The 22,021-nt window shown below is 48.1% G+C and carries 14 protein-coding genes and 1 riboswitch; of the genes, 3 read left to right on the plus strand and 11 right to left on the minus strand.

Annotated features, from left to right (window positions below):
- Position 1: 1 nt before the first annotated feature.
- The 3 genes from LHF31_RS05285 (at position 2) to alaS (ending at position 10,811) form a co-directional block, all read left to right on the plus strand.
- Entirely contained in the window at positions 2–5,296 is a 5,295-nt protein-coding gene (locus tag LHF31_RS05285) for a tetratricopeptide repeat protein (protein ID WP_303773761.1), read from the plus strand.
- Positions 5,293–7,920 carry a C25 family cysteine peptidase gene (locus LHF31_RS05290; RefSeq protein WP_298009103.1) on the plus strand — a complete coding sequence of 876 codons (2,628 nt, stop codon included), beginning with the start codon at positions 5,293–5,295 and terminating at the stop codon, positions 7,918–7,920. The genes LHF31_RS05285 and LHF31_RS05290 overlap by 4 nt, the downstream gene beginning before the upstream one ends.
- Before the next feature lie 155 nt (positions 7,921–8,075).
- Complete coding sequence (gene alaS, locus LHF31_RS05295; RefSeq protein WP_298009106.1) at positions 8,076–10,811, plus strand: alanine--tRNA ligase; 2,736 nt, start codon at positions 8,076–8,078, stop codon at positions 10,809–10,811.
- 55 nt (positions 10,812–10,866) lie between these two features.
- Here alaS and LHF31_RS05300 read toward each other — a convergent pair whose 3' ends face one another.
- From LHF31_RS05300 to LHF31_RS05350, 11 genes are all read right to left on the minus strand, one after another.
- On the minus strand, positions 10,867–12,309 hold the full coding sequence (locus tag LHF31_RS05300; RefSeq protein ID WP_298009108.1) for a leucyl aminopeptidase: 1,443 nt from the start codon (positions 12,307–12,309) through the stop codon (positions 10,867–10,869).
- A complete protein-coding gene (locus tag LHF31_RS05305) occupies positions 12,309–13,478 on the minus strand; it encodes a metallophosphoesterase (RefSeq protein WP_298009111.1) in 1,170 nt (389 codons plus the stop codon). Before LHF31_RS05305 ends, LHF31_RS05300 begins: the two co-directional genes overlap by 1 nt.
- A gap of 118 nt (positions 13,479–13,596) precedes the next feature.
- Positions 13,597–13,743, minus strand: coding sequence for a pilus assembly protein (locus tag LHF31_RS05310; protein ID WP_298009113.1), 147 nt, complete (start codon positions 13,741–13,743; stop codon positions 13,597–13,599).
- A gap of 188 nt (positions 13,744–13,931) precedes the next feature.
- Positions 13,932–15,398: an aminomethyl-transferring glycine dehydrogenase subunit GcvPB gene (gene gcvPB, locus LHF31_RS05315; protein WP_303773765.1), complete on the minus strand. Its 1,467-nt coding sequence runs from the start codon at positions 15,396–15,398 to the stop codon at positions 13,932–13,934.
- The gene (gene gcvPA / locus LHF31_RS05320) at positions 15,391–16,746 is read right to left on the minus strand and encodes an aminomethyl-transferring glycine dehydrogenase subunit GcvPA (RefSeq protein ID WP_298009119.1); all 1,356 of its coding nucleotides are present in this window, start codon (positions 16,744–16,746) and stop codon (positions 15,391–15,393) included. Before gcvPA ends, gcvPB begins: the two co-directional genes overlap by 8 nt.
- A complete protein-coding gene (gene gcvH / locus LHF31_RS05325; protein WP_298009122.1) occupies positions 16,746–17,138 on the minus strand; it encodes a glycine cleavage system protein GcvH in 393 nt (130 codons plus the stop codon). Before gcvH ends, gcvPA begins: the two co-directional genes overlap by 1 nt.
- A 141-nt stretch (positions 17,139–17,279) precedes the next feature.
- A riboswitch (glycine riboswitch) is annotated at positions 17,280–17,372 on the minus strand.
- Between the two features lie 96 nt (positions 17,373–17,468).
- Positions 17,469–18,395 (minus strand): protein translocase subunit SecF, encoded by a 927-nt coding sequence (secF, locus tag LHF31_RS05330; protein ID WP_298009125.1) that lies wholly within the window; start codon positions 18,393–18,395, stop codon positions 17,469–17,471.
- Between the two features lie 10 nt (positions 18,396–18,405).
- Entirely contained in the window at positions 18,406–19,800 is a 1,395-nt protein-coding gene (gene secD, locus LHF31_RS05335) for a protein translocase subunit SecD (RefSeq protein ID WP_298009128.1), read from the minus strand.
- Between the two features lie 59 nt (positions 19,801–19,859).
- Complete coding sequence (locus LHF31_RS05340; protein WP_298009131.1) at positions 19,860–20,243, minus strand: hypothetical protein; 384 nt, start codon at positions 20,241–20,243, stop codon at positions 19,860–19,862.
- Positions 20,230–21,006 carry a TrkA family potassium uptake protein gene (locus LHF31_RS05345; protein ID WP_298009134.1) on the minus strand — a complete coding sequence of 259 codons (777 nt, stop codon included), beginning with the start codon at positions 21,004–21,006 and terminating at the stop codon, positions 20,230–20,232. Before LHF31_RS05345 ends, LHF31_RS05340 begins: the two co-directional genes overlap by 14 nt.
- 276 nt (positions 21,007–21,282) lie before the next feature.
- Positions 21,283–22,005: a PP2C family protein-serine/threonine phosphatase gene (locus tag LHF31_RS05350; protein ID WP_298009137.1), complete on the minus strand. Its 723-nt coding sequence runs from the start codon at positions 22,003–22,005 to the stop codon at positions 21,283–21,285.
- Positions 22,006–22,021 lie beyond the last annotated feature (16 nt).

Genomic DNA, 22,021 nt, shown 5'->3' on the forward strand with positions numbered 1-22,021 from the left:
CATGAATAATGCTCAATTCATTGATGGGCTAAAGCAATTTATCCCGGCGGAACAAATTCCATGGGTCTTGGCAGCAATTCGTCAGGATGAATGGCTTGAACAATTCCTGCAGGGCAGTGATGTTTTCCCTTTATTGAGGAATGTTCTTGGGGAAGACCCGACAACCTGGTCAATTGGAAAAATTGCCTTATTCTCTCTGTACCGGCAGGAATTCACAGAGAATTCTGGTCAGAGTGACTTCCAATCATTGATCGTGAATTCAGCCAATCGTGCTGAGGAATTACTCAAGGACGTTATCGCCAGAAGAAAAAAGCCTGTCTCACTTGAGGAGTATGCATTGCTGGGTATCGCCTTGAAAAACCTCGCTGAGATCAAAGGCTGGAAAGGAACATTTGAAGAAATCCTTAACAGGGATATCCGCGATTTTTATCATTCTTGGAAGACAGCCGTTGTGATCAGTGGAGATTTGCAGGAAAACCCTCTCCAATGGGTGCAAACCCTTTTTGTTGAGTTTGACGACCCGTTAATTTTGGGGTGGGGAATCCACTGGCTATCCGTGCGTTTTCTGCCACTGGATAAAAAGATTGAAATCACCGCAGAGATACTGGAAAAAGCCTCGGCGGTAGTTCAGATAGAGGTTTTACAACGTCTTTCTTCCAGGGGGTATCAGGGATGGAGCCAGAAGGTCGCGGGGATTTTATTAGAAAATCATCCGCTCCTGTCTCGCTATCGTTCCAAAGTGGATTTGGATCGTCTCACATCAACCGGACTGTTGCAGTACGCATTATCTCTTCAACAATTAGCAACTTTATCCTCTCTCGCTGGCAACAATTCTCTTTCCGAATCGGTTTTGAGAGCCGCTCAGCATGCTATGCAATACTGGCAGTTAGAAGGCACTCTTCAACACGTCGTTTTGAGCCACAAAGATCTCGATCCATCCCAGGTGGAATATCTGGCTCAAAAAGTTTTTTCTGCCAATCTTTCCTCAAAAAAGTTAAAACAAATTTTAGGCGGTATTTTGTTCAGTCATCCTGAAGCAGAACACTTTGGAGTTGTCGATTCGTTGGAAAATGTTGAAGAGCCCGTATTACTGCTACTAAAAGCACAGAAACAGTTGTCTCAAGGCAATCTTTCGGTTGCGCTTGAACTGGGAAGGCTGGCTACTGAACAATTTGAAAATTTCTTAAAGGAATCGTGGGCAAAGCACCCGATTTCCTTTTCTGCTCTGGACTGGCAGGTTTTCGTACAAGGTCTGATCCAGCTGGGGCTTACCAGCGAAGCCTTGCGTTGTGCCGAAGGACTTCTGGCTTTACGTCCTGCGGACACACAATTGTTGCGGCTTGTCAGTGATATTCACATCAGACTGATGAATGAGGATCAAGCCTACCAGGCTGGCAAAATGGCTTATGAACTGGAGCCTGGCCAGGTGGATTTATGTCGTCACTTCGCACAGGTTTGTGAAACTACGAGGCGATGGCAGGAAGCACAAGCCCTGTGGAAAAAGTTGATTGCTTGTGCTCCAGTGGATAACAAGAATCTCAATCTGTATCTTTCTTTTGTTCGTTCCTCATTCTTTGCGGATGATCACCAGACAGTTATCCAGACCTGTAAAGTCATTCTTGAGCAATATCCGGATTGTGGTGAGGCTTATGGCTGGCTGGGTAAGGCGTACTTAAAACTGGAGGACGGGGAAAATGGTATTGCCTGTCTCACTCGTGCCACCCTGTTGCTACCTGAAGATGAGCGGTGGTGGCTATCTCTTGCGGAATATTGGTTGTCGAAACAGGATATTCCATCCGCATTGAACACATTAAAGTCTGCTGTGATGGCAGTTCCTGAAAGTGGTTCGATTTATTACCACTTGGGTAATTTGCTTTTACATCAACATCAAACATCTGAAGCATTGATTTATCTCAGAAAAGCCTCCGCTTTGCATCCGGAAAATCCAGAAATTGCTCTTCGGTTGTGTCAGGCGCTCCATGGCTTGGGATATCTCCAGGAAGCACGCCGGGTATTGGAGAATTTGAAAGGGAAATGGAATGTTCACCCTGAAATGGCTTATGAGTATTCCCGGATTGCCGTTGAGCAAAAAGACCATGAAAATGCTCTGGATGCTTTAGAAATGGCAGTCCGCACAGAACACCCTCAAAAAGAGTGGATCTTTGAATATGCACGGTTTCTGTTGGATCATGCTGATTTACCCGGTGAACAAATCCATTTCCGGCTGGAGCAAGCCGAGACTCTGCTCAGGAATTTGGTTTCTCAGTCTCCATCGGATGAACTCACGCTTCTCCTGCTGGCTGAAGTGCTGGTTCGTAACCGTAAAACGGAAGAAGCCCATGCCATATTCTCGCAACTTGCCGAGAACGCGGAATTTATACAAAGTGCCCTGGGATGGAAAGTGTTATATGGTTTGGGTGTCACTCTTTTGGAGATGGGTGATCACGAAGCCGGAGTAGTTTTCCTGAAGGATGCCATTACCAGACAACCAGAGAATCCAATCCTGCTCAAAGATTATGCAGAAGCCTGTGTAAAGGCTCGTCTTTATCAGGAGGCAATCAATGTAGGAGAACTGGTTTGTCGTTTGACCCCAAATGACGTGGAAAATGGAGAATGGTTTGCCCGGCTGGCGATTCAGTTGGAGAAGCCCACTTTAGCCATTGAAAAGTACACCCAGTTAATTGAAGTGGAACCCCATCGCCTTGACTTAAAACTTGCCCTGGCAGGTTTACAGGTAAAAACTGGAGCGATTGATCAGGCTTCAGGAGTACTGGAAAGTGTGGTTCAAGCCGAGACCCTGGATGATGACCTTTTACGAAAAGCAGGCTATTTATATTTGAGCATGGAGAGATTACCACAGGCAATCCAGGCATTTGAAAAAGCGCTGGCAGTCTCACTTGACCCTTCTCCTGAATTATTAAAAGTTCTGATGAGGGTTTATGAACAGGTGGGCAGAGTGGATGACGCCGTCAGGTCAGGGGAAATGGCAGTCCGTGCTGGCAAAGATGATCCTGAAGTTCATCTTGAGTATGCTCGCCTGTTATCTCGCTTAGGTCGAGACACGCTTGCTCAAACCACTCTTCTCCATGCGTTATCGCTACCAACTGCCAGTGACCCCATCCTCCGTTCGGCGATACATAAAGAGTTAGCCCAGATTTGCTGGAAGCAGGAAGACTTTTTAAACGGTTTAATGTATGCAGAGATGGGGTTATTGGAGAATCCACAGTCGATTTCTTTGCAATATCTGCAAGGTCTCCTGACAACCGCACTCCTGCAGTGGGAGAAAGCCCAGCAATGGGTACAGGCAGTACCTCTGGAAAAAGAGTGGCTCTCTGAGACGGATGGAGTGAGCTCATTGATCCTCAAAGGACATCTCTCTCTCACTCAACAACCTGCGGAGACGGAAAAGGTTCTTCAATTGCTGGAAGAAGGCGGGATTACATCGCCAGAGTATAAACTTCTTAAGAGCCGCTACCTGGCAAAAGCCGGGCAATACAACGAGGCAAGACACATCCTGTCAACAATCCCGCCAGAATTGGACAAAGAATGGAATTTATGGAAGATCAGCGCCGAACGAGAGAGTCTGTGCTTCTCCACTGCTTTGCAGCATGCTCGCGAATTTGTTCAGGAGCATCCTGAGCACTTATGGGGAATGCTGGAATTTGTAAAGTGTGTGACCATTGGAAAGGAAATCAGTCAATTGAGCCGGATGCTCAAGTTGAAAACTGGTGGAGAACTCTCTCCAATTGTTGACGAATTGGATTGGGAAAAAGCCGATCAGATGATTCAAAAGTTGACCGGGCTGGTAGTTTCAGAAGAACTTCGTGGCTGGTCAATCCGCTTGAAGGTAGCCTTCGACCCCACTCCAGAACATCTGAAAATGCTTGCCGGGACAGTCCATTCAGCTGAAGAGGCTTCCTGTCTGATCCAGGGATTGCGAGCGATAGGGAACCTGCAAACCGCTCTTCAGATTGCTCATCCTTATTTGAAAAATGAGGCTGTTCGTTTTCAGCAAGCCCTCTGTTACATGGGTAAGGACGTATCTAAAGGATTTGAAATTGCCCGGGGATTAATTGAGGAGAAACCACAACACCCGCTTTATCAGGCTTTGTTCTCATTCCTTGCCAGAGATGCGGGAGAGACAGATTCAGCCTATCAGGCAATTTTGTCCGCCATTGCTCAATACCCGGACGAACCGGAATGGTATGCTCTCGCGGCAGAACTGGCAATTGAGTTGGGGAATTTTGAAGATGGAGTTAGCCACTGGGAAAAAGCAGTTTCTCTCCGACCTGAACGCTCTGACTATCTGCTCGAGTTGGGTTGGGCATACATGATGAGCGAATCCTATGAAAAAGCCGCTGCCATTTTGCTACGAGCCACAAAGATGGAACCCTCTAATTCATCTATCTGGTTCAATCTTGCCCAGGTATATAAACATCTTTCCCGTTTTGAAGACGCTATTACATGTGCTTTGCGCGCCAGCGAGGTCGATCCGACGCATATACAGGGGTTTATTCTGGCATCAGAGCTGTCCCTGGAAAATGGGAACCTAGACCTCGCCCGGAAATACGCTGAAAAGGCTTTAGAGAGGGACGAGTTGAACCCGAAAGCCCTGATGGCAATGGTGAAAGTCTATCATCACCTTGGAAAAGACGAACAAAGTTTATCTATGCTGGAAAGCATGCAGGGAAAGATGCCGCCTGTACTGGAACTTGATCTGGAAAAGGCTTCTCTCATTTACCAACTGCGTGGTGCACAGTCGGCATATCCGCTTACTCTGCGTCTGGTAACAGAGTTTCCTGAGGATGCCGCCAGTTTGGCTTTACATGCCCGGGTTTTAGCGGACTTAGGGGATATCAAACAGGCAGAGCGTTTTGCATTCCGTTCATTGCGGCAGGAACCGAACCAACCGGAATTAACCCTTTCACTGGTCAGGATGCAGAGAAACGGTGGACAACTGGATCAGGCAGTACATCTGCTTACACAAGCCATTACACTCGATCCACAAAATATTGACCTTTACATCGAACTTGGAGAGATTTACGCTGAACGGCGTGAGTACGATCTTGCTTTGCAGACTTTCCACCATGTTATCCGGATCGCTCCTCAGGATCCACGCGGTTACTACCGTACGGCATTGATCTTGCGGGATGGAAAGGACTTTGCCGGCGCTGAAATGATGCTACAACATGCCGCAAAACTAGCCCCAGATGATGTCACCATTCACAGACAACTGGTGAGTGTCATGGCACTGAATCTCATTCATAAATCCCAGGAAGCAGGAGCCGCCTTATGAACTCAACCGTCAATGGGAATCCTGAAATCGTTCAACGTTCAACTTTTCTCTTTTTACTTCGTCTTGCGCTGGATGCAGAAGCATACCAGTTTGGGCGTCAGGCATCATTGCACTGGCTTTCTGTTTATCCGGGTGACCTGGAAGTGCGCCTTTTTTACGCCAAAATGCTGGCAGGGGAAGGAAAAACTGACCAGGCGGTAGGATTGTTGAAAAAACTGGTTCTCATTGATCCTGAGTTCCTTGAAGCATATCGGGAAATGGCTCGGATCACTGCAAATAAAAGCCCGGATGAATACCGGGAAGCGGTATCGGCTTTGTACTTACTGGGAGATGAAATTCCTTCCTCTCTTCCACTGGCGGAGTGGGCTTTACCTGCTTATAGCCTGCTCAAAATGGGAGAAGGGGCAAAACTGGGCGGTGAAGAGGCTCAAAGCGTTCTCTTTCGTCATGCAGGTTTACCCCTGATTGCAATCTGGATGCATTTGAAAACCTTGCTTTCTGCCGTCCCTCAGGAAACTGCCACAGCCTTGTTGGAGTATTACCATCAACAGTTTGAAGAATGCGTTCCGATTGGTTTGGTTTTAGCGGATTTATGGATGAAGCAAGGGAAAGAAGAAGACGCCATAACCCTTTTTCATCACTGTGTGGCTCTGGATATTGCCGGGCAGACCGTTAAGCGCTTATGGGGAAATGACCACCCTTACCGCTCCCTTTGGTTGAGTGAACTTTCTATCCCATTTGATTTACCCGTTCCTGCTCGGGTTGCTGTGCGGTTTCGCGGAAACTGGCTCGAAAGTGGTACTCTCATGAAAGATACCTCTTCTGAGACAGTAGCAGAGCAATGTGAACAGGATGAAGAGAAAAAGGTAGAGGAATCCAGTTATTTCCAGAGGGATTCTGAGAACAAACGTGTGACACATGAAGAGAAAGTCGAATACCACACCTCGCAAGAACGGGAGCATGTTTTTCAGGATCAGGAATTACAGGCCATTGAACAGGAACTGGATCGGGTAGCCAGGCGTTTAAAGAAAAGCGGGATCTCACGGTTAGATGGGCGGTTTCCACTGTATGTCATATTTTCTTCGTGGAAAGGTTTGGAGCAACAATATGGCACCCAGACCACAAAAATTATTGATCTGGAACTTCATCGGTTGGGGGAAGTCATCCAGAAAAGAACTGGTTGGCGATTTTTAGTTTTTTATCCCGATCATTCCCCATCGGTAAAATCATTAGGGATGGAACCTGTTTCCAACCGGGATCCCTGGTCATTAAAACTGGCGCTTCACGATTTAGACCAGGCTTTAGCAAAAAAAGGTGAAATGATCGGCGCCCTCTTGATTGTTGGAGGGGCAAATATCGTTCCTTTCCATGCCTTGCCCAATCCCACGGATGATTATGATCAGGTCATTTATTCGGACAATCCATATGGAACCCTGGATTCTAATTATTTCATTCCTGAGTGGCCTGTTGGACGTTTACCGGGAGTTGATACCACAGCCGATGCTGGACTTTTGATTGATTCAATCCGAAGCCTGATTGCCTATCATCAGCGAGGTGGAAACTCGAATGGAAATGGTTCATCGTTCCTGGCTTTTTGGAAAACGTTTCTGCGGTTCATAGGTATTCAGAAGAATTTACCCAATATTGGGTATTCAGCCGCTGTATGGCGCAGATCCTCTGTGGCTGTTTTCCGTCCTGTTGGCAATCCTCAACATATTCTCATTTCTCCGCCCCAGGATGCCACCAGTCTGAATGTGGATCGCCTGCTCAAGCCTGAACTGGTGTACTATAACCTTCATGGCTTGGAAGATACCGGGGAATGGTATGGGCAACGGGATCCATTTGAGACCGGCGAATATGTGGATTACCCGGTAGCCCTTTCTCCTGCGTTGCTGAAGCGCAATGGACATGCTCCGCGGGTGATTTTCAGCGAAGCGTGTTACGGCGGACACATTTTGGGGAAAACGGAGGATCAGGCACTGACTTTGAAATTCCTTTCTGTGGGAACTTTGGCTGTGATTGCCTCAACCGCGATTTCATACGGTTCGGTCAATACCCCATTAATCGCGGCTGATCTTCTGGGGAATTACTTCTGGCAGGAACTACGCAATGGAAGAACTGTAGGAGAAGCATTGATGTTAGCCAAGATTGAACTTGCCCGGGAAATGAATCGACGTCAGGGATACCTTGACCCGGAAGACCAGAAGACTTTGCTCTCCTTCGTCCTATACGGTGATCCACTGGTTCGTTTGCAAGCCGCCAGTCCTCGAAGAAAGTCGGCTTTCCGTTTGAAAAAATCCCCCCTGATTCGCACTGCCGGGGAGACTGAAATTTTCGGGACAACTCTTGCTGTTAATGAGCAGGTGGTTGCTCAGGTTAAACAGATGGTGCGTGAATACCTGCCGGGAATTGAGAGTGCGGAAGTGAAGATTCTCTCCTGCACCCTTCCTGAGGAATTGCCCGCGCAAAAGAGCAAAAATGGAGGATCTGGACCGCGGTTAAGCGAAAAATTTGTGGTTGCCATGTCCAAAGAAATTCCATATGCCCGATCTATCCATCGCCACTACGCTAAAGCCACAATTGATTCGCAGGGTAAAGTCATTAAGCTGGTAGTGTCTCGATAACAGGAAAATACGGGTTGCCTCCTCTCTTGGTTGTTGGGCGAGAGTCATTGACTTTCGCCCAACTGACTTAAATGGAAAAAGATTTTATTGTCAAGGCATGCACGCTCGCTTATAATACTCTTCCAGGTAATACCCATATCAGGAGCAGGGTTTTTATGAAAAAATGGACTGGTGCTGAAATTCGAAAGACTTTCATTGATTTCTTTGTGGAAAGAGGGCATACCTTTGTCCCTTCATCTTCGTTGGTACCGGGTGGTGATCAAACCCTTTTATTCACTAACGCTGGAATGGTTCAGTTTAAGGACGTGTTTTTAGGTACTGACCATCGTCCATATTCCAGAGCAGTCAATTCCCAGAAATGTATGCGGGTTGCCGGTAAACACAACGATTTGGATGATGTGGGAAGGGATGATACCCATCACACTTTTTTTGAAATGCTGGGAAACTGGTCTTTTGGTGATTATTACAAAAAAGAAGCGATTGCCTGGGCTTGGGAATTGCTGACTCAGGTGTATCAACTGGACCCTGCTCGATTGTACGCAACCTGTTTTAAGGACGAAAAAGGAGAAATTCCAACGGATGACGAAGCCGCCGAGGTGTGGCGTTCTCAACCTGGCTTTAATCCCGAGCATGTTCTTTTCTTTGGAAGAAAAGATAACTTCTGGGAAATGGCTGATACCGGTCCCTGTGGTCCCTGCAGCGAAATCCATATTGATCGTGGACCTGAAGCATGCGATAAAAAAGGGGTGCCTGGGCATGTCTGCCGGGTTAATGGGGATTGCAAACGTTTCCTGGAAATCTGGAATCTGGTTTTCATTCAATATAATCGCTTGAGCCCATCTGAATTGGAACCTTTACCTTCTCGTCATGTGGATACAGGGATGGGTTTTGAGCGGCTGGTTTCCCTGTTGCAAGGGGTAAATTCCAACTATCGAACCGATTTACTCTGGCCTCTTCTGCTTAAAACGCAGGAATTAACAGGTCATACCGATGCGGAACGGGAAGCCAACATTACCCCGTACCGGGTGATCGCAGATCATGCTCGTGCCGCTTCATTCCTGATTGCGGATGGTGTGGTTCCGGGAAATACGGGAAGAAATTATGTATGTCGAATGATCATCCGACGTGCGGCGCGCTTTGGCGGAAAAATTGGGTTGAAGGAACCATTCCTTGCTAAAGTGGCTGAAGTGGTTATCCAAAACTACGGGGATTTTTATCCGGAACTGGTGCGGAATCGCAATGCCATTCTGGATGGTTTGACCCGAGAAGAGGAGCGATTCCAGAGAACGCTTGAGTCAGGAATGAGAGAACTTCAGGCGAGTCTGGACGAATTGAAGCAAAAGAACGAGAAAATTCTTGACGGTAGAAAGGCTTTTGACCTGTATGCCACTCACGGCTTGCCGCTCGAATTAACCCGAGATATTGCTCAAGAGCAGGGGCTGGATGTGGATCAACAGGGCTTCCGAGATGCAATGGAAGAGCATCGTCTTGCTTCTGGCGCTGGTAAAGCCTTTGGACCTCTTGGTGGAGAAGATGTTGATCTGTATCGTCCTGCCCTGGAGCAACTGCAAGCCGAAGGAAAGATTGGGAAAGAAGGGGTCGAATACAACCCTTATGAATGGCTGGAAGTGGAAGGTGAACTCCTGGCACTTTTCCGCGAAGGTGAACGAGTTTCCTCAGCCTCTGAAGGGGATCATGTCGAAGTCCTGTTACCCCGTACGGGTTTTTATGTGGAGGCAGGCGGACAGGTTTCAGATGCAGGCACGATTGTATCTGCCAGCGAGCCGCGCTGGGAAATTCGTGTTACCGATATGCGGAAGCCTGCGGCGGGCGTGATTGTTCACGTTGGAGAAGTTGTCCGAGGGACTCCTTCGGTTGGGGATATCGCTATTGCCCGGGTTGATGTTCAACGTCGGCGGGATATCATGCGCAATCACACGGCCACCCACTTGCTTCATGCAGAATTGCAGGAAGTACTGGGTGAACATGCTCGCCAGGCAGGCTCTCTGGTTGCTCCAGATCGTTTGCGCTTTGATTTCACCCATCCAGAGGCGTTAACTCCTGAGCAGATCGAGCGTATTGAAGCCGGCGTTAACCGCGCAATTTTGGAAAATATTCCTCTGCAGACTCGGGTGAAACCCCTTCAAGAGGCGATCGCTGAAGGCGCAATGGCGTTGTTTGGTGAAAAATATGGTGAAGTGGTTCGCACGGTGTTAATTGGTGAGACCGATCCGCTTTCTTACGAATTATGCGGAGGTACACATGTCCATGAGACGGGCGATATTGGAATCTTCCTGATTGTCAGCGAAGGAAGTGCCGCTGCAGGTGTCCGTCGTATTGAGGCTGTGACGGGTCGTGGGGCTTATGAACTGGTACAAAAGCGCTTCCGTCAATTGCGCAAAGCCGCTGAGGTGCTCTCCTCTTCGATGGATGAAGTTTCAGAACGTGTGGAAAGCCTCATGGAGGAGATGTCTGGATTACGCAAGACGCTGACTTCTTTACGCCAGCAGATGGCTTCTCTTGCATTTGAACAGGATCTGGAAAAAGTCAACTTCATTGAGGATGTGGCTGTTCTGACCAGTTTCATCCAGGGAGTGGATGCCGATACCTTGCGGTCACTTACGGATCGCTTCCGCCAGCGATATGCTACTGGCGTGGTTGTCCTGGCGAGCGTGGTGGAGGGCAAACCTGTGATCATTGGAGCCCTTTCAGATGATCTGGTTAAACGTAATTTCCATGCAGGCGATCTGGTGAAACGCGTTGCAGCAGTTGTGGGAGGTGGCGGAGGAGGACGTCCTACGCTTGCCCAGGCAGGGGGACGAGATGTCACCCGCTTGTCGGAGGCCCTTGACCAGGCAATTGTTTATGTCAAGGAAAAACTAAAGAAGTAATGGACATTTTGCTGAAATAGAAAAGCGCTGGATTTTGCCCAGCGCTTTTCTTTACCTAAACAGGTTTGCTCTTTTCGAGAAATTCGAGCAATAACCGAACGCCAAAACCACTGGGTCCTTTGGGGATATACGGCAAATCCTTTGGCGTGCTGGCTACACCAGCAATGTCAATGTGTGCCCATGGAATATCATTCTCTACAAATTGCTGAAGGAATATTCCTCCCAATATGGCGTGGCCTTCTCGACCTCCTGAATTTTTCAAATCGGCGTCATCGCCTTTCAAGGCTTGCAAATACTCTTCATCCAGAGGTAATTGCCACAGGCGTTCTCCGGTTGTCTCTCCAGATTGAATGAGGTTTTGAATAAGTTCTCTGGAATTCCCCATGATGCCACCAAATACCCGTCCTAATGCAACAATGACTCCTCCCGTCAAGGTGGCAAGATCTACAATAGCGCTGGGGTTATAGTGCTTTTGGGCATATGTGAGGACATCAGCCAGGACGAGCCTGCCTTCAGCGTCTGTACTGATGACCTCAACGGTTTTCCCCGATAAGGTCGTCAGGATGTCATCCGGGCGATAGGCTGTAGAAGAGATCATATTTTCTGCTGCACCAATGATACCCACAACATTCACAGGAAGTTTCAACTGAGATATTGCCTGCAGAGTGGCAATCACTGCGATACCGCCGCATTTATCATATTTCATCCCCTGAATGTTGGTGGTGTCTTTCAGAGAATAACCGCCGGTGTCAAAGGTAATGGCTTTTCCAGCCAGAACAATGGGGGATGAACCAGAATGGTCTCCCTGATATTCCAGGATGATCATCCGGGAGGGAGTCTGACTGCCTTTTCCAACGGCTAAAATTCCGCCTGCGCCTATTTCAGCCAGGGCTGTTTCATCGAGAATGGTACATTTTAATCCGTTATCCACAGCAAGGGTTTGTGTCCATTCAGCCAGAGATATCGGGTTGATCACATTTGCAGGCTCGTGAGCCCAGTCTCTGGCAAGATAAACGGACTGAGCCATGATGATCAGGCGTTCTATCACTTTTTCCAAACCTTCAGACAATTCTTTAGGACGAAGGAAAAGGGTAATGGGGGACTGGGTTGAATGATCCTGTTTGTAACGGTGGAACTGATATGCTCCCAGAAGAATCCCTTCCAGGAGGGCGTTCAGTGCGTCAAATTTTTCTTTTTCGTATAGCCATTGAGTGGTTAAATCCACTGTTTTTACCGGGTGATTGACCAGCCATTTTCCAATCGAACCGCCTGCTTTGCGGTAGGTCTCCAGATTGATTTTGTCCGGTTTTCCTAAGGAGACGCTCAGGCAATTTCTTCCTTCTTTCCTGGATAGCAGATATTCTCCAGTAGAAGTTGGTTCCTCCAGTTTAGGCGGGTCAGAAGGAATTACCAGTGTGACTTCCAGTTCAGCGGGACGTTCATCAACGGCGAGCTTGATTTGAACTGGCAGAGCAGGGCGGGAAGGTGTTGATATCATCAATTTTCCTCCTTAGATGATGTCAATGAACGGGGAGATTTTCCTCGAATTTCCCATAGAATGATTTCTGGTGGACAGAGAAATCGCACCCGCGGTGCTGCTTTTCCTTCCAATCCAATCCCGCGGGTTATATAAAGAACCAGATCGCGAATCTGGTACCTCCCGGATTGAAATTGCCTGCCATACAAAGAAGCGGTGAATACCGGACCAATGATCGGAAGGCAAACCTGTCCGCCATGGGTGTGTCCTGATAACATCAGGTCAAAAGGATATCTAGCGGCATTGGGAGCTAAATCCGGTGAGTGATACAAAAGGATAGAGAAGGCATTTGGAATGTTTTGAGCGAGGGTCTGCAACACTGGTTCATCAAGAAATGGGCGATGACTGCATGGAAGTCCGGTGATTGCAATCGGCACGGAGTCTTTTTCGACAATCACGGTTTCGTTTTTAAGCCAGTAAACGGATAATCCTGCCAGAAGATCTGGGACAATGTGCTCAAGGTCAACCGCTTCAGAGCCGGTTACAGCAAAAACACCCAGTGGCGCATTCCACTCCTTAAGAATTTCCCTTACCTGTTGTACGGCAACAGGATCCTCATTATAGGATAGATTCAGAAAATCTCCTGAAAAAAGGATGAGATCAGGTTTTAGTTGTTGAATATATGTGTTTAACTGCTTCTCCCTTTGAGTAATTCTTTCCAGATGAAGATCGCCTAAATGCAAAACACGCAGGGAGAATCCTTCAGGACATTTATCTGTCTCCAGCGTCTGGTAGGTTACAGTCAATTTTTGGGGTTCAATCCAGAACCCGTAGATGACCAGAATTGTCCCAATCAGTTCAAAAAGAACCCAGATGGGAAAAGGAAATAATACGAAAGGCAATCGGAGTAGAGCCAGAATCAGGGTGGGGGGTTTTGATGGTCCGAAAGAAATTTTCTTTTTGGGAAGAAAATAGAGGAGAAGCCAATCTCCAACAAAAAAAGCAAAGAGGATTAAAGTCTGTCCATAATTTGGATACGTGACTGAGGTAGCCAGCAGGAAAAGGATAATGCTGAAAAGAGAAGCCGGGATTTTTTCGATTTCATCAAATTTTCGAAGGATGCGATCGAACTCATTATTGAGTGTTCCCGGGAAGTGTTTTCGTTGAGAGAAATCTCGAATTTCGTCCAAGTGAAGATGCCTTTCTAAAGGGAAACCATTACAGGGATATATAACCGAAAGACGGCAATTCGTCAAATGGCTGGAAAAGTCTCGCAACAACCCCCCGCGGAAACGGGGGGCTGTGTCTCTAAATCTTCTGGACGACGTTGCTGAACATTTGCCCGACGGCAGGACCTAAGAGTGCAAGAACAACCAAAACAATGACTGCAACCAGAATGATAATTAAGGCATACTCTAAAAGTCCCTGCCCCCGTTCTCTTTGGGCGACAAGCATATTTGACCACCTCCTTTCTCTTCCTTGTTACAGTAATCATACATAATTTGCCAGAGGTTATAAAGCAGTTTACAAATTTGTAATGATTTATCAACAAATGGTTCTTATCAGAGGACTGAAGATCCGTGAAATGCAAAAGGCTGTCTGATCCAGAAAGACCAGACAGCCTTTTGCAACGAGAAATCGCATTACTTTTGTTCTTCGGGAATCCAGCAACAAAGCACAAGGTCTTTTGCTGCTTTTACTTCGTCCACCCGACGTACAGGTGTATGATGGGGGGCAGATTTCAGAAGTTCGGGCTGTGTGTGCGCTTCCTCAGCAATTTTGATCATTACGTCGGCAAAAGCGTCAAGGGTCTGGCGGCTCTCCGTTTCGGTTGGCTCAATCATCAAGGCATCGTGGACGATGAGCGGGAAATAATTGGTGGGCGGATGGAAATCATAGTCCATCAAGCGTTTGCTGATGTCCAGTGCAATGACTTCTGGAGCATCCTCCCATTTCCCTTCGACGACAAACTCATGCATGCAAATACGGTCATAGGGGATCTTGTAAGTCCCACGAAGGCGGGCCTGGAGGTAGTTGGCATTCAGAACGGCATTTTCTGCAATTTTGCGAAGGCCCTCTGGCCCGTGCATGGCAATATAGGTATATGCTCGAACCATGATGCCAAAGTGCCCGTAAAAAGACTTCACCCTGCCAATGGAGTGTTTGGGTTCTACAAATCCGTATAACGGAGGGTAATCTTCATCCCCTTCTTCCAGAACTTCTACAACAGGACCGGGCAGGAAGTCTTTCAAACGATCAGAGGCTCCAACCGGCCCTGATCCCGGTCCTCCACCACCATGCGGGGTAGAGAAGGTTTTATGCAGGTTGAAGTGCAGGACATCAATCCCCAGGTCGCCCGGTCGGGTAATTCCTAAAAGGGCATTGAGGTTGGCACCATCCCCGTATACCAGCCCTCCGGCTTCATGAACCAGACGGGTAACCTCGAGAATGTTCTGGTCGAACAACCCCAGGGTGTTTGGATTGGTGATCATGATCCCGGCGATAGTGTCGTCCAGCAGTGTTCGCAGCACCCCAAGATCCACATTCCCCTGTTTGTCCGTTGGTACAGGTACGACCTCAAATCCGCTCATTGCAGAAGTTGCCGGATTGGTGCCGTGGGCGCTATCTGGAATAAGGATTCGGGTGCGTTTGGTGTCTCCACGATGTTGATGGTAAGCCCGAATCATCAAAACCCCCGTCAATTCCCCATGGGCTCCCGCAGCGGGTTGCAGACTGACTGCGCTGAAACCGGCAATTTCCTTCAGCCATTCCTGAAGATGATACATCAGATATAAACTTCCCTGCACGGTTTCTTCAGGTTGCAAAGGATGGACATAGGCAAACCCCGGAAAGCGCGCTGTGGCTTCGTTGATTTTGGGATTGTATTTCATGGTGCACGAACCCAACGGATAGAGCCCGTAATCAATACAATAGTTCAAACGCGACAGACGGGTGAAGTGGCGTACAACATCCACCTCGGACAACTCAGGCAGAGGAAGATTGTCCCTGAGAAGTTCTACCGGAAGGGGAGTTAATGGCACATCCGCTTGCGGGAAGGTTACTCCGGTTCTGCCTGGGCTGGATAGTTCGAAGATTGTAGGCTCACTCATGACTGAAATCCTCCATAACATCCCGCAAGGTTTCTATTTCTTCGCGAGAAATCATCTCGGTTACTGCGATCAACATGGCGTTTTCCAGCCCCGGGTATTCTTTCGAAAGATCGTACCCGCCCAGAATGCCATATTCTAACAATGCCTGATTGATCTCGCTAACCGGTTTGGGACAGCAAACCACAAACTCATGGAAGAAGGGGGCGTTTGAGCATACTTTGAAACCAGGAATTTGGGCAATTAAGTCAGCGGCGTAATGGGCTTTCTGATAGCAGAGTTCTGCAACCTGTCGAAGTCCTTGTTTCCCCAGGAGGCTGAGGTAAACCGTGGAGGCTAAAGCCATCAGTCCCTGGTTAGAGCAGATATTGGAGGTGGCTTTTTCGCGGCGGATGTGTTGCTCGCGTGCGGTAAGTGTGAGTACGTAGGCACGCTTTCCTTCCTGGTCTACCGTTTCGCCTACCAGTCTTCCTGCAATCTTTCTCACAAACTCTTTTCGGGTGGCAAAAATGCCCAGGTACGGCCCGCCAAAGGACAAAGGAATACCTAAAGGCTGTCCCTCTCCGATGACAATATCCGCACCGAACTCCCCTGGAGGTTTCAGTAACCCTAAGGCTAATGGATTGACGGCAACAGCAAACAATGCTCCTGCCTGATGTGCGGCATTTGCCAACTGGGTGTAATCATAAATTCTACCCAGAAAATCCGGGTATTGAACTATGACCAGTGCCGTGTTGTCGTCAACAAGGGGAAGTAGACCTTCAGGACCGGCAAGGGGATCGCAATCAACGCACTCATCACCGGTGATCGTCAATTGCGTGTATCCTTGCATATAAGTACGAATCGTTGCTCGATATTGGGGGTGCAGGGCATGAGAGACCAGAACTTTTGTGCGCTTTCCTCTGAAGTGGTGGAACGCCATGATGACGGCTTCCGCAGCAGCGGTTGCGCCATCATAATGAGAGGCATTGCAAACCTCCATTCCCGTCAGTAATGCCATCAGGCTCTGGTACTCAAAAATTGCCTGTAAAGTTCCCTGGGACACCTCAGGTTGATAGGGGGTATAGGCAGTGAGAAATTCCCCGCGTTGAATAATGGCATCAACAACTGCCGGGATGTAATGATGGTAGGCACCTGCGCCGAGGAAGCAGGTTAAGTCTCGCACAGAGGAATTTGCCTGTGCCAGTTCGGAAAGGTGGGAAAAAACTTCCATCTCGGACAAGGCCGCTGGAAGATTCAATTTTGGAAATCGATATCCTTCTGGAACATCTGTGAACAGGTCTTCGATCCGTTCCACCCCAATCTTTTTGAGCATGATGTCACGATCGGGATCCGCATTGGGGACGAACATTAGTGCTCCCTTCCTGAACAATAGGATTCATATCCTGCAGCGTCCATCAAATTGTCCAGTTCGGACGGATTGCTCATTTTTACCTTGATCATCCAGGCGGCGCCGTACGGGTCTTTATTGACCAGTTCAGGGGAATCTGCCAGGGCTTCGTTGATGGCAATGACTTCACCGGATACAGGACTGTTGATATCGGCGGCGGCTTTTACGGATTCAACGGTGGCAATTTGTTGTTTGGATTTGATAGTATCTCCAACGGAGACAATCGCTTCAAAAAAAACTACATCTGAAAGGGAATCCTGTGCATAGTCCGTGATGCCAATTGTGGCAACATCTCCCTCCACTTTGACCCACTCATCCGTTGTAGCATACTTCAATTCAGCAGGGATGTTCATGAGATACCTCCTATGTGAAATTATGAAATGGAAAATGATAAAGGCACGGCTGATTTCTCAACCGCGCCTCTGTTTCTAACCTGAGAGATTCACCCAAAGCGGGTTTGCCCCTTCGGTGTCTTTACAGACTCTCCAGAGTGGGACGGAAACCGGGTCCTTTTTACCTGAGAGATTCGCCTGCATATGGCTTGCCCCTTCGGTGCCCCTGATCAGGGTCTCTTCCCGGAATCCCTGCCGGCTCTTATCATTCTACGGGAGTGAAGTAGAAAAGTCAAGACTTTTCCTGGGAAAACATCAGGCGAGAATTTCTCTCGCCTGATGTTCTAAGGTTTATGCTGATGCGGGTTTTGGTCCCCGTTTGAACCAGTTTCTCCATTCGCCAGATTCCCAGATAACCAGCGTTGGTGCGGCGATGAAAATGGAGGAGTAAGTTCCCATGAACAACCCTACCAGGAGGATGATGGAGAACTCACGCAGGGTGATTCCACCGAACAGAGCCATGGCTAACAGCATGTACTCCACGGTCATCAACTGGGTATTGATGGATCTCTGGAGGGTTTGCACGATGGAGTGGTTGGCTAATTTTTCAAAGTCCAGTTTGCGGTAAATTTGAGAATTTTCCCGGATGCGGTCGAAGACGACTACCTTGTCCTGCACCGAGAAGCCGATCACGGACAGCAGCGCGGTAAGGAAGAGGGCATCAACCTGCCATCCAAAAAGGAGCCCACCAATAGATACCAGGCTGATCACCACCAGCACGTCATGGATCATGGCAATAATGGCACACACACCATATCGAAAAGCGTTATGAACGCCACGAAATGCCCAGGTGATGTACAGAATCACTGCCAGCGCCGCAATAGAAACAGCCAGTGTGGCTCGACCGGCAACTTCTTTCCCAATGGTGGGACCTACACTTTCAAAACGACGAATGGTAACTTTATCGTTGAACCGGGAATTCATTGTCTGAAGGACACTGGCACGTGTTTCTTCATCTATAAAGGAAGAGCGAATCAGGAGCGTGTTATTTCCAGTCGTGGTCACCTGGGCATCTGTAATTCCCAAATCATTGTAGAGCGCAACCACTTCTGCTGGGGCTGGAAGTGTGTTTGAAGCAAATTCTACTTCGAGAAGTGAACCACCTTTGAAATCAATCGAAAGGGGCAAACCAAAAATGGCCATCACAATCAGCCCTGGGAGGATGAGAACCAGGGAGATGGCAAAGAACAGGTAGCGTTTTCCAAGAATATTCAGCATAGTTCGCTCCTCAGTCTAGAATGCCAAACCATTTCAGATGTTTGGCTTGAGGTTTGAGGCGATCAACCAGAATGTACATAAAGGTGCGGGTGACCACCAATGCGCAGAAGAGAGAGACAAAGATACCTACTCCCAGGGTAAAGGCAAATCCTTTCACAATCGTTGCTCCAAACTGAGAGCCAAAAATGAAGAGAATAACCACAGTGATGAGAGTGGCAATGTTCGAGTCGCGGATAGAGGGCAAAGCCCGTTTCCATGCCAGATCCAGTGCCTGTGTGAAGGTCCGACCAGCGCGCAATTCTTCCTTCAAGCGCTCAAAAATCAGAATGTTCGCGTCCAGAGCGCTCCCTGTACTGAGTAAGAAACCGGCAATGCCGGGCAGGGTCAGAGTGACGGGGATGAAGCGGAACAGGGTAAGCGTGATGAGTGCATAAACAAGCAGAGACAGATCCGCCATTGTACCGGGTAATCGGTAGTAAATTCCCATGAACAGAATCACAATGGTAAAGCCGACAAACCCAGCCAGAAGACTCTTCTGCAAAGAGTCGCGCCCCAGTGTTGGGCCAATAACCCGACTTTCTACCACCTTGAAGGGAATTGGTAAGGCGCCATAGCGCATTTGAATGGCAAGGTTGTTGGCAGTTTCGATGGTGAAATTGCCAGTGATTTGTCCCTGCCCACTGGGAATACGTCCCTGTACGCGGGGAGCAGAGATAATTTTCTTGTCTAATACGATTGCCAGAATCTTTCCAATGTTATTGCTGGTGTATTCATCAAAAATCTTTGCCCCTTCATCCGACAAGGTGAAATCAATCACGACTTCACCGGTTGTGGGGTTACGCGAAACCACCACGCTCTTAAGATCTTTCCCCGTCATGATGGTGTGATACACCGTAGTGGAAGCAGGTTGTGCCTCTGCTTCTGTGCCTGGGGCGGTGGTGGTATCTGCAGGCTGGCTGGAAGCGCTGGTTTGCCCGAAATCGGTCAAAATGACATCCCCTTCCTTGAGGTTTTCTGGATTGTCTTGCAAATCCACAAATTCCAGCAAGCCAGTTTCTTTGATGACTGCTAAAACTTTTTCAGGGTCACTTAAGCCAGGGAATTCTGCCACAATCCGGCGTTCTCCAGCAACCTGAAAGAGGTTTTCACTGACGCCCAATGCATTGGTGCGATTTTCGAGAATGGTGCGAGCATCTTCAAGGGCTTGGGGGTCAATGGGGGTGTTGGCAGGTAAATCGGCTTCCAGTAAGACCTGAACGCCGCCCTGCAGGTCGAGACCTAGAACCAGGTCCATACTGCGTTCAAAATTACCAATTTTGATTTGTGGGTGTCCCGGGACATTGAACCAGATGGTCAGTCCAAGCAGGAGGACAATTAGAGCCAGAGTGAAATAGTAACGCCTCATTCCTTTCCTCCGATGCATACAAATGCCAGCCTGCGGCTGGCGCTGGAGCGATTATACCCTTATTGAGGGGGGATGAGTAGGGGAAAATGTTTTTGAAGAAATTCGTAAACTTGTTGAAAAACCTCTTCCTCTGTGTAAGGGTCGGTCAGAAGATAAAAGTGACAGTGTGCGCGTGCATGGCGTAAACGTCTTTGCTGTTCCAGGTATTCCCCTTCCGTCCAGTTAAAAGTGCGCCGTTTGAGGCTGACCGGATAACTCACATCCAGAAAAATCAATACATCTGGATTGGTCAGTCGTTGCCACATATCCTGCACGTAGGAATGTTCCTGGGCAATATGCCGTGCTGGTATATTGTGGCTTGCCAGATTGCGAATCAGAGTGGACTTTCCAGCAGTACAGGGACCGACAACTCCAATAACAGGAAAGGACTTAATGGTTTTCATTGACAATCAAATGGATTTGTCCTGGAGGACCAAATATTGCCAGCGAAGCACCCTGAGCGATTTTGAGATGCCCTTCGGGGTGAAAGGCTATCTGCCCGTTTTGTTGTAAAAATACCACACTGACGCGAAATTGTTCTTCTACCTCATTGATACTTCTTCCAATAAGACTGGAAGAAGGGGTGACCAGAATCTTTGCCAGGGTATGCGGTTTTCCCTCGATAGAGATAGGAGGAGTCATATCAATCCCGGCGGCTGTAGCCGCAAATATGGGGGCTGCAAGACCAGTAGCGCTAAAGGCTTGGAAACCGAACTGTTTCTGAAGCGAATCGGCAAACTCATCATCAAAAATACGCACGATCACCTGAATGGCCGGGTTAATTTTTCTGGCTTTCAAAGCCATCTCCAGATTCAGGCTATCATTTTGGGTAAGGAGCATAATGGCTTTTGCTCTGGAAACACCAGCCGCCAGGAGAACTTCTTCCCGAGTGGCATCATCCTCGATTAGGGGGATATCCAGACGATGGAGCAGACTTTTTAAGTCGTTTCGAGGTGCAATTTCAATAACCACGGCATCTTCTTCCAGATCCTTTAACAGGGTGACGACTCGTATTCCAAGGTGTCCCAGTCCCACGAGAATAATATGTTTGTTATACGTAGAAGCAACAGCCATTTGCCATTCCTTGTTTCTTGCGCGGCGATTGAAAAATAAAATTCCGAATTCGGTTAACCCCTGTGCCAGTACGCTGAGTCCCAGTAAAGGCATGAGAAAATAAAAAATCTGCAGGTACCATGATTGAGGGTAAGGTTGAATAGGCTGAAGAAAAATCAGCGTTAAGACGGTGTACAACGCTTCAGAGAAACTATGCGTAGGTGTCTCGGTGGTTTGGGAGAGGATATGATAACATAACCCTCCCACGAAAAGAATCACTGAGAAAACAAAAACAGGGAATCGAAACTCCCGGAACAGGAGTAAAGTATCCCGCCATGAGGCACGGATAGAACGGAGAAAAGAGGGTCTTTTATTCCCTCGCATGGTTTTTTAGAATTCGTTCTCGTCTGGTCCTACGGGTAAACGGACAATCATGCGCCGAATCAGGTCATGTTTATGATGGGAAACCCGTAAAACCACAATGCTCATGTCGTCATTGGGACGGTTTTGATCCAGTTGAATGGCTTGGGCAAGGATGGAGTCGGCGATAATCTGGGCGGGTGGGTCCTGGTCTTCCAGGAAAGAACCTAAAATTGTGGGAATATCCAGCTGTTCTCCATACCGTTCGCCTGCATGGAGAAGTCCATCCGTAAACATCACGATGGTAGTTCCACCCTCCAGAGGAATTTCAGATATATCAGGGCGGATATTGCGAGATGTACCAATGGCAGGTGCTTGGGATACCAGGGTTTCAATCGTATCTCCACGTGCAACGTAAATGGGGCAGTGATTGTTTCGTGCAATGACAATGGTGTTCGTTTGCAGGTCTGCGGAAAGAATGTTTAACGTTGCGGAGACTTTTCCGCTTTTTTCTGTGTAAAGGTAATCCGAAGCAGCACGAGCGGCGGCACCATCCCGTACACCTTCAGCAAGGAGCGTGATGACTTTTCGAACCACCATGGAGGATATGGCTTTGGCTGCTTTTCCTGAGGTTTGCCCATCTGCCAGCACAACCGAAACGCCACCGTTCGGGCGCTCAATAACTTCCAGTGTGTCACCGCTTTCGCTAACTGCGTATTTATTGGTCTTGGCAACCGCAATTTGAATTTCCATGTTTTGATTTTACAAC

Source organism: Anaerolinea thermophila (assembly GCF_020723905.1).
In the GTDB taxonomy this organism is placed as follows: Bacteria; Chloroflexota; Anaerolineae; order Anaerolineales; family Anaerolineaceae; genus Anaerolinea; species Anaerolinea thermophila_A.